This is a genomic window from Streptomyces sp. NPDC006335 (assembly GCF_040612795.1).
Lineage (GTDB): Bacteria > Actinomycetota > Actinomycetes > Streptomycetales > Streptomycetaceae > Streptomyces.
On the sequence record NZ_JBEXQX010000001.1, the window covers coordinates 564,075 to 577,604 of the forward strand.

Annotated in this window: 10 protein-coding genes; 3 read left to right on the forward strand and 7 right to left on the reverse strand. The window is 70.0% G+C overall.

The window, feature by feature from the left end; genetic code table 11:
- The first annotated feature begins 91 nt into the window (after positions 1 to 91).
- Positions 92 to 460: a hypothetical protein gene (locus ABZ098_RS02610; RefSeq protein WP_356586468.1), complete on the forward strand. Its 369-nt coding sequence runs from the start codon at positions 92 to 94 to the stop codon at positions 458 to 460.
- On the opposite strand, the gene ABZ098_RS02615 is transcribed toward ABZ098_RS02610, so the two are convergent.
- The 6 genes from ABZ098_RS02615 to ABZ098_RS02640 form a co-directional block, all read right to left on the reverse strand.
- Positions 436 to 1,779, reverse strand: coding sequence for an alpha-amylase family protein (locus tag ABZ098_RS02615; RefSeq protein ID WP_356587599.1), 1,344 nt, complete (start codon positions 1,777 to 1,779; stop codon positions 436 to 438). The genes ABZ098_RS02610 and ABZ098_RS02615 overlap by 25 nt on opposite strands.
- A 157-nt stretch (positions 1,780 to 1,936) precedes the next feature.
- Complete coding sequence (locus ABZ098_RS02620) at positions 1,937 to 2,503, reverse strand: dihydrofolate reductase family protein (protein ID WP_356586470.1); 567 nt, start codon at positions 2,501 to 2,503, stop codon at positions 1,937 to 1,939.
- Positions 2,504 to 2,633: 130 nt separating this feature from the next.
- Positions 2,634 to 4,295, reverse strand: a complete 1,662-nt coding sequence (locus tag ABZ098_RS02625; RefSeq protein ID WP_356587601.1) for a glycoside hydrolase family 13 protein — start codon at positions 4,293 to 4,295, stop codon at positions 2,634 to 2,636.
- Between the two features lie 192 nt (positions 4,296 to 4,487).
- Entirely contained in the window at positions 4,488 to 5,396 is a 909-nt protein-coding gene (locus ABZ098_RS02630) for an ABC transporter permease subunit (protein WP_356586472.1), read from the reverse strand.
- Positions 5,397 to 5,409: 13 nt separating this feature from the next.
- On the reverse strand, positions 5,410 to 6,414 hold the full coding sequence (locus ABZ098_RS02635) for a sugar ABC transporter permease (RefSeq protein ID WP_356586474.1): 1,005 nt from the start codon (positions 6,412 to 6,414) through the stop codon (positions 5,410 to 5,412).
- A 130-nt stretch (positions 6,415 to 6,544) separates the two neighbouring features.
- On the reverse strand, positions 6,545 to 7,813 hold the full coding sequence (locus ABZ098_RS02640) for an extracellular solute-binding protein (protein WP_356586476.1): 1,269 nt from the start codon (positions 7,811 to 7,813) through the stop codon (positions 6,545 to 6,547).
- A 360-nt stretch (positions 7,814 to 8,173) separates the two neighbouring features.
- Here ABZ098_RS02640 and ABZ098_RS02645 point away from each other — a divergent pair, with 360 nt between their 5' ends.
- Positions 8,174 to 9,208, forward strand: a complete 1,035-nt coding sequence (locus ABZ098_RS02645; protein WP_356586478.1) for a LacI family DNA-binding transcriptional regulator — start codon at positions 8,174 to 8,176, stop codon at positions 9,206 to 9,208.
- A gap of 131 nt (positions 9,209 to 9,339) precedes the next feature.
- Positions 9,340 to 10,200: a phosphatase PAP2 family protein gene (locus tag ABZ098_RS02650; protein ID WP_356586480.1), complete on the forward strand. Its 861-nt coding sequence runs from the start codon at positions 9,340 to 9,342 to the stop codon at positions 10,198 to 10,200.
- Here the strand turns inward: ABZ098_RS02650 and ABZ098_RS02655 are convergent.
- Positions 10,188 to 13,175 carry a bifunctional [glutamine synthetase] adenylyltransferase/[glutamine synthetase]-adenylyl-L-tyrosine phosphorylase gene (locus ABZ098_RS02655; protein ID WP_356586482.1) on the reverse strand — a complete coding sequence of 996 codons (2,988 nt, stop codon included), beginning with the start codon at positions 13,173 to 13,175 and terminating at the stop codon, positions 10,188 to 10,190. The two genes, ABZ098_RS02650 and ABZ098_RS02655, sit on opposite strands and share 13 nt — an antisense overlap.
- Between the last annotated feature and the right edge of the window lie 355 nt (positions 13,176 to 13,530).

Consider the following 13,530-nt stretch of genomic DNA (forward strand, 5'->3'; position numbering starts at 1 on the left):
AGTCCTGAAACAGACGGAAAGAACTTTCACGAACCGCGGACCGCTCCTAATTGGTGGCCTCAGGAGCGGGCACACGACTACCTTCCCGCGCATGGAGCAGGAACCTCCCTTGGTGCGCGAAGTCCACCCGGAACTGATCGACGAACTGGTCGCCCTCCTGGAAGCGGAGGGGGAACGCGAGTTGGCCATCTGCGTGCGGGACGTCCGGCTGGTCGGCGAGTGCGGCTGCGGGGACGACTTCTGCCAGAGCATCCGGACCGCGGAGCATCCGCAGGGACAGCCGTACGGTCCGGGACATCGCTGTGTGCCGCTGCTGCCTCCGTCGGGCGATCTGATCCTCGACGTCGTGCACGGGCGGATCGTGTACATCGAGATACTCGGACGACCGCCCCTGCGCCGGCGCGAACAGCCGGAACAGGGGCCGTCGGGGGTGGTTCAGCAGCTGGACTTGCCCGCGTAGATCGCCAGCGCCGTGTTGGCGCCGAGGGTGGCGGTGAACTGGCCGTTGGAGCCGACCGTCACGCTCGTGTTGTTCTGCACGTTGCAGTACGTCCCGGCGGGCAGCGAGGTCTGGTAGGTCCGACTCAGGCTGCTCGACTCGTGGTTGATGGCGACGTACCCCTTGGCGCCGCGCCCGAACGCGATCGCGTCGCCCCCGTTGTCCCACCAGTTGGTGACCGGCTCACCGCGGGTCGCGTTGCGGAAGGCGACCATGCGCAGGATCTCCGGCCAGGCGTGCTGGCACTTCCAGCCGTCCTGCCAACAGGCATTGACCGCACCGCTGTTGGGCGGACCGGCGTCCGTGTCGGAGAACTCGTACCCGGAGTTGATGTCGGGAGCGCCGTAGGGCCAGGCGAGCATGAAGACGTGGGCCAGCGTGTAGTTGGCGCCGTCCTTGTAGTTGAGGGTCGATCCGTTGCGCTCGGTGTCGTGGTTGTCGACGAAGACGCCGGCCACCGAGCTGTTCAGGTAGCCCCAGCCCTCGCCGTAGTTCTTCAGGTAGGCGAGGTTCTCGTTGTTGAAGACCCGCTTGAGGTCGTAGGCGTAACGGAACTCCTGGACGTCCCCGTTGCCGGTGTACTCGGTGGGCTGGACGGCCTCCCCGCTGCCGTGGATGACCTCCTGCTTCCAGTACACCGACGGGTTGTTCAGCCGGGACTTGATGTTGGCGAGGTCGGCGCTGTCGATGTGCTTGGCCGCGTCGATGCGGAAGCCGTCGACGCCGAGGGTGAGCAGGTCGTTCATGTACCCGGCGATCGCGCCGCGGACGTACGACTCACCCGTGTCGAGGTCGGCCAGGCCGACCAGCTCGCAGTGCTGGACGTTCCAGCGGTCCTGGTAGTTGGTGACCTGGGACGTGCAGTCGTCGAAGTCGAAGGAGGAGTACAGGCCGGGGTAGTCGTACTTCGTGTACGACGATCCGCCGGTGCCGGTGCCGCTGCCCGCGGCCATGTGGTTGATGACGGTGTCGACGACGACCTTCACCCCGGCCGCGTGGCAGGTGTTCACCATGTACTGGAAGGCACTGCGGTCCCCGAGCCGGCCCGCGATCTTGTAGCTGACCGGCTGGTAGGAGGTCCACCACTGCGAGCCCGGGATGTGCTCGGCGGGCGGGGAGACCTGGACGTAGCCGTATCCGGCGGGGCCGAGGGTTCGGGTGCACTCCTTGGCGACGGAGGCGAAGTTCCACTCGAAGAGGACTGCGGTGACGTCCTTGCCGCCCGGCGGGGCGGCCTGGGCGGCGGTGGGGGTCAGGACGGCGACCGTGGCGGCGAGCACGGTCGCCGCGGCGGTCGTGGTTGCCCTTGCGGACCTTCTCGGTATCACGTGGGGGTTCTCCTTACGTGACGGCCCGGCCTCTTTGCCGGGCGCCGGCGAGAACGTACCGCTGTTGAAATGTTTACAGCAATAGCCGTGAAAGCAACGGCAAGTACTTTCACACTTGCTCGGCGGGCCTGCCCGGCAGGTCGCCGCGACGGCCCTCGCAGGAGTAGACGATCTCCACCGCCCCTCCCGGCAGGGCGCGCTGGCTCAGGAAGGTCAGTCCGGTCTCAGGGCCGAGCGCCGGGGTCAGCTGGGTGCCGCCGCCGAACAGCAGGGGCAGCACGACCAGTTCGAGGCGGTCGAGCGCGCCGAGCGCGTGGAAGGTGCCGATCGTGCGCGGGCCGCCGACGAGGTGGACGTCGCCGCCCCGGTTGGCCGCGCGCAGCTTCTCCAGCAGGCGGACCGGGTCGCTGTCGGTGGTGACGTGGTCCGGGGTGCCGTCCGGGCGGTGCGAGCCGAGGACGAACACGTCGAGGTCGGGCCACGGCCAGCGGCTGTTGGTCAGGGCCGGCTCGAAGGTCGTGCGGCCCATGAGGGCGGCCTCGCAGTCGGCCAGGAACTCCCGGATGCCGTGGCTCTGACCGGGGACGAACGCGGGGTCGGCGGTCAGCGCGGGCCAGCCGCTCGGGGTGGTCACGTAGCCGTCGGCGCTCATGCTCAGGCGGGCGCGGATCTGCATGGTCTCTCCTCGGGTGCGGGGCGCTGTGCGCGCCCTTTCACCCAAGCGTCGAACGCGGATCCCTTCGATCGACACGCCCGACGGAGAAATCACCGGGCCTTCGCGGGGGCCCGGTGATTCCGCTGTGCGCTCAGGCCGTCGTCCACCACACGGTCGTGTCGGCCGGCACCTTCGCGTCCCCGTCGACCTCGGCGACCTCACCGCTGGCGAGCAGCAGGCGGCCGTACGCCGGAGTCGTCACCGATTCGCCACCGGTGTTGGCGACGCAGACGAACTCGCCGCGTCGGAAGGCGAGGACGCCCTCGGGTGCCCGCAGCCACTCGACCGCGTCGCCGGCGCCCAGGTCGGGCTGGGCGCGGCGGACGGCGATCGCCGTGCGGTAGAGCTCCAGGGTGGAGTCGGGGTCGCCGGTCTGCGCCTCCACGCTCAGCTCCGCCCAGTCCGCCGGCTGGGGCAGCCAGCTGCCGCCCGCGCCGAAGCCGTACGACGATCCCTCGCGCGTCCACGGGATCGGCACCCGGCAGCCGTCGCGGAAGCCGTCCTGGCCGGCGCCCCGGAAGTACGCCGGGTCCTGGCGGACCTCGTCGGACAGGTCGACGACGTCCGGGAGGCCGAGCTCCTCGCCCTGGTAGATGTACGCCGATCCGGGCAGCGCCAGCATGAGCAGCGTGGCGGCGCGGGCGCGGCGCAACCCCAGCTCCCGGTCCCCGGCCGTGCGGATCTGGGTGCCGAGGCCGGGCGGGTTGGCGAAGCGGGTGGCGTGGCGGGTGACGTCGTGGTTGGAGAGCACCCAGGTGGCCGGGGCGCCGACCGGGCGCATCGCCTCCAGGGTGCGGTCGATGACCTCGCGCAGTTCCTCGGCGTCCCAGGCGGTGCTCAGGTACTGGAAGTTGAACGCCTGGTGCAGCTCGTCGGGCCGGACGTAGTTCGCGGTGCGTTCGATGGTCGGGGTCCAGGCCTCGGCGACGAAGATGCGTTCGCCGGAGTACTCGTCGAGGATCAGTCGCCACTGGCGGTAGATCTCGTGGACGCCGTCCTGGTCGAAGAACGGCATGACATCGTTGCCCAGCAGCTTCACCTGATCGTGGGATCCCAGGTCGGGAAGGCCTTCCGCCTTCACCAGGCCGTGTGCCACGTCGATGCGGAAGCCGTCCACGCCCATGTCCAGCCAGAAGCGCAGGATGGAGCGGAACTCGTCGCCGACGGCCGGGTGGTCCCAGTTGAAGTCGGGCTGCTCGGGGGCGAAGAGGTGGAGGTACCACTCGCCGTCCTCGACGCGGGTCCAGGCGGGGCCGCCGAAGATGGACTCCCAGTCGTTGGGCGGGAGTTCGCCGTTCTCGCCCTTGCCGGGGCGGAAGTGGTAGCGGTCCCTGAGCGGTGAGCCCGGGCCTTCGGCGACCGCCCGCTTGAACCACTCGTGCTGGTCGGAGGAGTGGTTGGGGACCAGGTCGACGATGATGCGCAGCCCGAGTTCGCGGGCGTCCCGGATCAGCGCGTCGGCGTCCAGGAGGTTGCCGAACATGGGGTCCACGGCCCGGTAGTCGGCGACGTCGTAGCCGGCGTCGGCCTGCGGGGAGGCGTAGAAGGGGCTGAGCCACACGGCGTCCACGCCGAGGTCGCGCAGGTACGGCAGTCGGGTGCGGATGCCCTCCAGGTCACCCATGCCGTCACCGTTGCTGTCGGCGAAGCTGCGCGGATAGACCTGGTAGATCACCGCGTCCCGCCACCAGTCGCTGCGCTTGGCTTCGGCGGAGTGGGGGGCCGGGGCGAGGGCGGAGTGCTGCTGGCTCATGGCGTCCTTGGTACGTAACGGGTTCATCAGGTCAAAGGTATGAGGGTGGCGAGGCGGCCGTGGTCACAGCGGGGTCGGATGGAGACCACGGCCGCCTCGGGTCTTGGGGGTGTGGGGCCCTGCCCCCACAAGGGGCGCGGGGAACTGCGCGACCAGCCACGACGAAAGCCGCAGCCACAGAACGGCCGGTTCTTACCCCTTGGTGCCACCGGCGGTAAGCCCAGTGACAAGGTTCTTCTGCACGAGGTAGAAGAACGCCGACACCGGTATCGCGATCAGCACCGCCGTCGCGGCCATCAGGTTCCGCTGCGCGTCGTGCTCGCTCACGAAGCTCTGCAGCCCCACCGCGAAGGTGTACTTCGTGTCGGACAGCATGAACGTCGAGGCGAACGCGACCTCACCGAACGCGGTGAGGAAGCTGTAGAACGCGGCGACCGCGAGGCCCGGCTTGGCGAGCGGCAGGATCAGCCGCGCGAACGTGCCGAAGGGGGTCAGCCCGTCGACGCGTCCGGCCTCGTCGATCTCGAACGGGATGGTGTCGAAGTAACCCTTCAGCAGCCAGGCACAGTACGGCACCGCCGTCGAGCAGTACACGAGGACGAGTCCGAGGTAGGTGTCGATGAGCTGGAGGTCCGAGAGCATCTGGTACATCGGCACCATGAGGACGGCCACCGGGAACATCTGCGTGACCAGGAGCACCCACATGAACTTGCGGTAGCCCGGAAAGCGCATCCGGGACACCGCGTACCCGGTGGTCGCGGCGATCAGCACGCCGATCACCGTGGTACCGAGCGAGACGATCAGCGAGCTCTTGAGCCAGCTGAAGAACTCGGTGTGCTGGAGGACGAACGAGTAGTTGTCGAGCGTCATCTTCTTCCAGATGCCGCCCGGGTGGAGGTAGTCGTCCTTGTCCGGGCCGAGGGACAGGAAGATCAGCCAGACGATCGGGAACAGCGCGATCAGGCTCGCGACGATCAGGATGCCGTGCGAGGCGAGGGAGCCGGCGAGGCTCTTCTCCCCGCGGCGGCGGATCCGGCCGGGTGCCGGTGCGGGGCCGGCCTGGGACACCGCGGCGGAGGTCTCGACTGTGGTCGTACTCATGGGAGCTCCTGCCTCAGATCGCGAGCTGCTGGTCATTGCGGTTCAGCCAGCGGCGGTAGAAGGAGGTGAAGACGATCAGGATGGCCAGCAGCAGGATGCCGTACGCCGCCGACTGCGCGAAGTCACGCGGCTGCTGTCCGAAGCCCAGGTAGTAGGCCCAGGTGACGAGGATCTGCGCGTCCGGCGCGGTGTTGCCGAACAGCAGGAAGATCACGGCGAACTGGTTGAACGTCCAGATGATGCCGAGCAGGACGACGGTGGAGCTGACGGATCGCAGGCCCGGGAGGGTGACGTAGCGGAACCGCTGCCAGGGGCTCGCGCCGTCCATCTCGGCGGCCTCGTACAGCGAGGCGTCGATGGACTGGAGGCCGCCGAGCAGCGAGACCATCATGAACGGCACTCCGCACCAGGTGTTGACCATGATCGCGGCGAACCGCTGCCAGAAGGTGTCCTCCAGCCAGGCCGGACTCGGCAGGTGCAGGGCGTCCAGCACGGTGTTGATGATGCCGCCGTCGGCGAGCATGAAGCGCCAGCCGAAGACGGTGACGAAGGTCGGCACGGCCCAGGGCAGCACCAGGATCAGCCGGTACAGCGTGCGGCCGCGCAGCTTCTGGTTGAGCAGCAGCGCGAGGCCGAGCCCGATGCAGTAGTGCAGGGCCACGCACACGGCCGTCCAGACGATCGTCCAGATGAAGTGCGACCAGAAGCGGTCGTAGGCCGTGTCGCCCCACAGGATGTCGGCGTAGTTGTCCAGGCCGATGAACTTGTAGGTGGCGTCGATGTGGTTGACGCCGATCGTGCGGGCCGTGTTGAGGCTGTTGGCGTCGGTGAGCGTGAGGTAGACGCCGTAGACCAGGGGGTAGAGCACGAGGACACCGAGGACGATCGCCACCGGGGCGATCATCGCGTAGGCGTACCAGTGCTTCTGGTAGCTGTGCTTCAGGCGTTGGCCCAGCCCGGGCCGCGGCGCGCGGTCACCGCGGCGCTTGCCGGTGGCGCGGTCGATGGCGACTGTCATGTTCGACACCTTCTGGAAGTTCTGCGGCTCTGAGAAGTGGCTGGGCGAGACGGCCCCCCGGTGGGACCGGGCACAGTCCGGTGGCCGCCGGATCTCCCCCCGTGACCGGGAGATCCGGCGGCCGCTCGGCTCACTTGCTGAAGTCCGGCACCAGCTTGGCGATGGCGGTCTCCGCGTTGCTCAGGCCCTTGTCCAGGGACTCCTTGCCTCCGGCGATCTTGATCAGCTCGGTGTCCAGCGGGGTCAGCAGGGAGCTGTACTCCGGCAGGGCCACCCTCGGCCGGGCGGAGGCGAGGACCGTCTGGTAGCCGGCGATGCCCGGGTCGGCCTTGACCTCGGCGGTGTAGGCGTCGTCACGCGTGGGCAGCGTGGAGTTCTTCAGCGCGATCTGCGTCTGGGACTTCGCTGAGGTCATGAAGCCGACGAACTTCTCGGCCGCCTTCTGGTGGGCGGAGTCCGAGCCGGCGTAGATCGAGAGGTTGTGGCCGCCGGTCGGGGCGCCCGCCTTGCCGGTGGAGCCGGCCGGGACGGTGGCGATGCCGAGGTTGGCCTTGTCCTTGAAGGCGGAGCCCTTGTAGAAGTTGGTGATCTCCCACGGGCCCTGGATGATCGCGGCGACCTTGCCGTTGACGAACGCGTCCTGGATGTGGGCGTAGGCGTCGGCGGTGGTGTCGGCCTTGTGCAGGCCCTTGCCGGAGAAGAGGCTCAGCCAGGTGCCGTAGCCCTTCTTGGCGGCGGCCGAGTTGATCGTGATCTTCTTGGCGGAGGCGTCGACGGTGTCGGTGCCCTCGCCGAAGAGGAACGGCTGCGCGTAGTAGGCCGCGGTGGAGCCCCAGTAGCCGTCGACGCCGGTCTTCGACTTGATCGTGGCGGCGGCGGCCTTGAGGTCGTCCCAGGTCTTGGGGGCCTCGACGCCGGCCTTGGCGAAGAGTTCCTTGTTGTAGACCAGGGCGAGGGTGTCGGTGACGAAGGGGACACCGTAGGTCTTGCCGTCGTACTGGGCCTGCTCGATCAGGTTCGGCTTGAACTTGGCCTGCTCGGCCAGGGCCTCGGTGCCGTCGAGCGGCAGGAAGTAGCCCTTCTTGGCGAAGGCGGGGGTCCAGCCGACGTCGGAACGCAGCACGTCCGGGGCGCCGCTCGCGCCGGCCGCGGTGTCGAACTTGTTCTGCGCCTGGTCGAACGGGACGTTGACGTACTTGACCTTGATGTCCTTGTTGGCGGCCTCGAAGTCCTTGATCAGGGCCTGGTACGTCGGCGCCTCGTTGGTGGCGTTGGAGGTGTCCCACCAGGTGATGGTGACCGGACCGTCGGCCTTGTCGCCGCTGTCGCTTCCGCCGCAGGCCGTCGCCGCGAGGGCGAAAGACGCCACCAGCGCGGTGGCCGCTATGCCACGCCGCATGAGTTCTCCTTGAGGGTGAAAGCCCGTGTGGTGCAGGTGCCGGCCCCGTCTGCCGTCCTGCCTGCCGACTGCGCCGTTGCGGCGGCCGGGCGAGTGGGAACGTAACAGCGATGCAAGTCTTGCGAAAGACCTTGCAGAAAAAAAGTGCAAGAGACTGCGGAAGTTACCCCGTCGTGACCCCTTGTCGACCGTCACGAGACCCTTGTTTTACGGGCCTGAGCGGGACGACTACGGGTTGTGCAAGACTCTGCAAGCTCTTGCCATCCCCCTCCCGTACGGGAATCATCCCCTTGTGGGACCAGGGGCGCCGACCAGAACAGAGGGACCGCGATGACGATACGGCCGGTACAGTCCGGTGCCGTGACCACACGGCTAGCCGACATCGCTGTTCAGGCGGGGGTGAGCGAAGCGACCGTCAGCCGCGTCCTCAACGGGAAGCCGGGTGTCGCCGCCACCACCCGCCAGTCCGTGCTGGCCGCGCTCGACGTGCTCGGCTACGAACGCCCGGTGCGGCTGCGGCAGCGCAGCGAGGGTCTGGTGGGCCTGATCACCCCGGAGCTGGAGAACCCCATCTTCCCGGCCCTGGCCCAGGTGATCGGCCAGGCGCTGACCCGGCAGGGCTACACCCCCGTCCTCGCCACCCAGACCCCGGGCGGCTCCACGGAGGACGAGCTGACGGAGATGCTCGTCGACCGGGGCGTGGCCGGCATCATCTTCGTCTCCGGGCTGCACGCGGACACCTCCGCCGACATGCAGCGCTACGAGCAGTTGCGGGCGCAGGGCGTGCCGTTCGTGCTCGTGGACGGTTTCTCGCCGAAGGTGCAGGCGCCGTTCATCTCACCCGACGACCGGGCGGCGATGGCGCTGGCGGTGACCCATCTGGTGTCGCTGGGCCACACCCGGATCGGCCTCGCGCTCGGACCGAAGCGCTTCGTGCCGGTCCAGCGCAAGATCGAGGGCTTCGTGCGCACCATGCAGGACCTGCTGGGGCTGTCCGCGGCGACCGTCGAGGCGGACCTCGTCCAGCACTCGCTGTACACCCTGGAGGGCGGCCAGGCGGCCGCGACGGCCCTCATCGACCGTGACTGCACGGCGGTCGTGTGCGCGAGCGACATGATGGCGCTGGGCGCGATACGGGCGGCCCGGCAGCGGGGCCTGGAGGTGCCGCGGGACGTGTCGGTCGTGGGCTTCGACGACTCCCCGCTGATCGCCTTCACCGACCCGCCGCTCACGACGGTCCGCAAGCCGGTGCCGGCCATGGGACAGGCGGCGGTACGGACCCTGCTGGAGGAGATCGGCGGAACGCCCGCGCCGCACAGCGAGTTCGTGTTCATGCCGGAGCTGGTGGTGCGGGGTTCGACCGCTTCGGCCCCTGGCGACCGGAGTCGTCCGTAGGGCGGAGAAAACGGACGGTCCCCCCTGCGGCGGTAGGAGAACGGGACAGTCTCCCCGTCGTAGGACATGCGGCCCGAACCCGACCGGGGGATGATCGGTGGGGTAAGGCGTCTCTGGCAGACTTTGTGTCTATGGGTGACTCGACCGTGACCAGTCTGGAAGACCGCGGGAATGCGGCCGCTCCGGATTCTCTCACGGCCGCGGACCGGCCGGTTCTGCTGCGTCGGCTGCGCACCCCGCGCCGACCGCGCCTGTGGTTCGAGATCCTGCTGATCGCGGTGAGTTACTGGACGTACTCACTGATCCGCAACGCGGTACCGGAGCAGAAGGCGCAGGCGCTGCGCAACGCCGACTGGATCTGGCGGATGGAGCACCACCTCGGCATCGCGGTCGAGGAGTCCGTCAACCACGCGGTCAACTCGGTGACTTGGCTCGTCGTCGGGATGAACTACTACTACGCGACCCTGCACTTCGTCGTGACGCTGGGCGTCCTGGTCTGGCTCTACCGCAGCCATCCCGGCCGCTACGCGGCGACCCGCCTGGTGCTGTTCGCCACGACGGGTGTGGCACTGGTCGGTTACTACCTGTATCCGCTCGCACCTCCGCGGCTGATGAACGGCGGCGGCTTCGTCGACACCGTCATGGTCCACCAGACCTGGGGCTCGATGGCCTCCGGCGACCTGAAGCACATGTCCAACCAGTACGCCGCGATGCCGTCCATGCACATCGGCTGGTCCCTGTGGTGCGGTCTGACAATCTTCGCGCTGGCGTCGGTGCCGTGGGTGCGCGTCCTGGGCGTCCTCTACCCGGCGGCGACACTCGTGGTCATCGTCGCCACGGCCAACCACTTCTGGCTCGACGCGGTCGGCGGCGTCCTGTGCCTGCTGTTCGGCTTCACGGTGGCACGGCTCTGGTACGGGGCACAGCCGTACGCGTTGCCGAAGGCGGCCCCGGACACCGGGGCCCGGCGCCTGAAGGCCTACGCCCCGTAGAACAGCTCCTCCACCACGCCCCGGGCCCGGCGGGCCGTACGCCGGTAGTCCTCCAGCATGTCCCCCGCGTGACCCGGCCCGTACCCCAGGTACCGCCCCACGGCGGCCAGTTCCCGCGCCTCGGTCGGGAACGTGTCCCCGGCCCTCCCCCGCACCAGCATCACCGCGTTGCGCACCCGGGTCGCGAGCACCCACGCCTCGTCGAGGACCTGGGCGTCGTCCGCGGAGACGAACCCGGCGTCCCGTGCGGCGACCAGGGCCGCGCGGGTACGAGTCGTGCGCAGCCCCGGCACCCGGGCGCCGTGCCGCATCTGGAGCAACTGGACCACCCACTCGACGTCGGACAGACCGCCGGGCCCGAGCTTGGTGTGCAGTTTCGGGTCGGCGCCGCGCGGCATCCGCTCGGACTCCATGCGCGCCTTCAGCCGCCGGATCTCGCGTACGGCGTCGTCGCCGAGACCGCTCGCCGGGTAGCGCAGGGGGTCGATGAGCTCGACGAAACGGCGGCCCAGGTCCTCGTCCCCGGCGACCGGTTCGGCCCGCAGCAGCGCCTGCGCCTCCCAGACGAGCGACCAGCGGCGGTAGTAGGCCGCGTACGAGGTCAGCGTGCGCACCAGCGGCCCGGACTTGCCCTCCGGGCGCAGGTCGGCGTCGATGAGCAGCGGGGGGTCGGCGCTCGGGAGCTGGAGCAGTCGGCGCATCTCGGAGACGACCTTGTTGGCCGCCTCGGAGGCCTCCCGCTCGTCGACGCCCTCGCACGGTTCGTGGACGAAGAGAACATCCGCGTCGGAGCCGTAGCCGAGTTCGTGACCGCCGAAGCGGCCCATGCCGATCACGGCGAACCGGGTCGGCAGGGTGTCGCCCCAGCCGTCCCGGACCACCGCGCGCAGGGTGCCGGCCAGCGTCGCGGCGGTCAGGTCGGACACGGCGGCGCCGACGCGGTCCACCAGGGCGCCCTGGTCCGGTTCGGCGGGCTGGGTCTCGGTGCCGTAGGAGCCGACGATGTCCGCGGCGGCCGTACGGAACAGTTCGCGGCGCCGGACCCCGCGGGCCGCGGTGACCGCCTGGGCGGCCCCGTCGGCGCGCCGGACCGCGGCGAGTATCTCCTGTTCGAGACCGGCGCGCCCGCGCGGGTCGAGCCCGCCGCCGTCGCCGTCCCCGAGCAGCGCCACCGCTTCGGGGGCGCGCATCAGCAGGTCGGGGGCGAGACGGCCGGCGGACAGGACACGCGCGAGGTTCTCGGCGGCGGCGCCCTCGTCCCTGAGCAGCCGCAGGTACCAGGGCGTCTTGCCCAACGCGTCCGACACCTTGCGGAAGTTGAGCAGTCCGGCGTCCGGGTCGGCCGACTCGGCGAACCAACCCAGCAGCACCGGAAGGAGAGTTCGCTGGATGGCGGCCTTGCGGGTGACGCCGGAGGCTAGGGCCTCCAGGTGGCGCAGGGCGGAGGCCGGGTCGGCGTACCCGAGCGCGACCAGCCGCTCCCGTGCCGCCCCGGCGCTCAACCGGATCTCGCCGGGCCCGAGTTGGGCCACGGCGTCCAGCAGCGGCCGGTAGAACAGCTTCTCGTGCAGTCGTCGTACGACGGAGGCGTGCCGCTTCCACTCCCGGTTCAGCTCGGTCACCGGGTCGGCGCGCAGGCCGAGGGAGCGGCCGAGGCGGCGCAGGTCGGCCTCGTCCTCGGGGACGAGGTGGGTGCGGCGCAGCCGGTAGAGCTGGATGCGGTGTTCCATGGAGCGCAGGAAGCGGTAGGCGTCGTCGAGCTGGGCGGCGTCGGCCCGGCCCACGTAGCCGCCGGCGGCGAGGGCCTGGAGGGCGTTGAGGGTGGTGCCGCTGCGCAGCGAGCCGTCCTCGCGGCCGTGCACCAACTGAAGGAGCTGTACGGCGAATTCGACGTCCCTGAGACCGCCGGGGCCGAGCTTGAGCTGCCGGTCGAGCTCGGCGACGGGGATGTTCTCGACGACCCGGCGCCGCATCTTCTGCACGTCGGCGACGAAGTTCTCGCGCTCGGCGGCCTTCCAGACCAGGGGTTCGAGGGCGGCGACGTACTCCTCGCCCAGCTCCAGGTCGCCGGCGACCGGGCGGGCCTTGAGGAGGGCCTGGAACTCCCAGGTCTTGGCCCAGCGCTGGTAGTAGGCGAGGTGGCTGGAGAGGGTGCGCACCAGCGGGCCGTTCCTGCCCTCGGGCCGCAGATTGGCGTCGACGGGCCAGATGGACCCCTCGACGGTGGTCTCGGAGCAGATCCGCATCATGTGCGAGGCCAGCTTGGTGGCGGCGCGCAGGGCCTTGCCCTCGTCGGCCCCGTCGACGGCCTCCCCGACGAAGATGACATCGACGTCGGAGACGTAATTGAGTTCATGTCCCCCGCACTTGCCCATCGCGATCACCGCGAGCCGGCACAGGGCCGCGTCCTCGGGGGCGGCCGCCCGCGCTATGGCGAGCGCGGCGCGCAGGGTCGCGGTGGCGAGGTCGGCGAGCTCGGCGGCGGTCTCGGCGAGGTCGGTGGTGCCGCACACGTCACGGGCGGCGATCGACAGCAGACAGCGCCGGTAGGCGACGCGCAGGGCGACGGGGTCGGTGGCCTCGGCCAGCCCGCGCTCGAACTCCTCGACCCCGGGGTGCAGGTCGCGCGGCTCGTAGGTGACGAGGGCGTGCCAGTCGCCCGGATGCCGGGCCAGGTGCTCGGCGAGCGCCTCGGACGCGCCGAGCACCCCGAGCAGCCGGTCGCGGAACGGCTTCGCCGCTATCACCGTGTCGAGCAGTTCCCGGTCGGGCTGCGCCTCCAGGAGCCGTACGAGACCGAGCAGCGCCAGATCGGGGTCGGCGGTCGCGCCGAGCGCCTCGAGCAGCACCGGGTCGTTGCGTACGGCGCTCAGCTCCGCGCTCTCCAACAGCCGCTCGGCGGCCGACGGATCGGTGAAACCGTGCCGCAGCAGCCGCGTGAAGGTACTGCTCCTGCGCCCCGGCGCAGACGTCATCCCGGCCTCCCGTCCGATCAAGGTCGTATCGACTGAGCCTAACCGGAGAGGTGGGGAGAAGCGCCGGGCTGTGGATGACGTTGCCGTGCCTGCCGCCTCGACGGGGCGCGGAGTGGCAACGGGGGCGGGGGGAGCGTGGGCGTCGGCCGGACCGGCGGTGACGTCGACGCACCTGTGCCCTGACGGACCCGGCGACGGCAGCCGGGATCCCGGGCTCGGGCCGGGACGCCGTCGCCGTGGCCGTCGCCGTCGCCGTCGCCGTCGTCGCGGGACGGATCGTCGTCCTCCCCGCATCCGGGGTACCCCTTGGGCAGACTGGGAGTGTCGAGCCGGACCGCCGCGGTGGCCCGGGTGT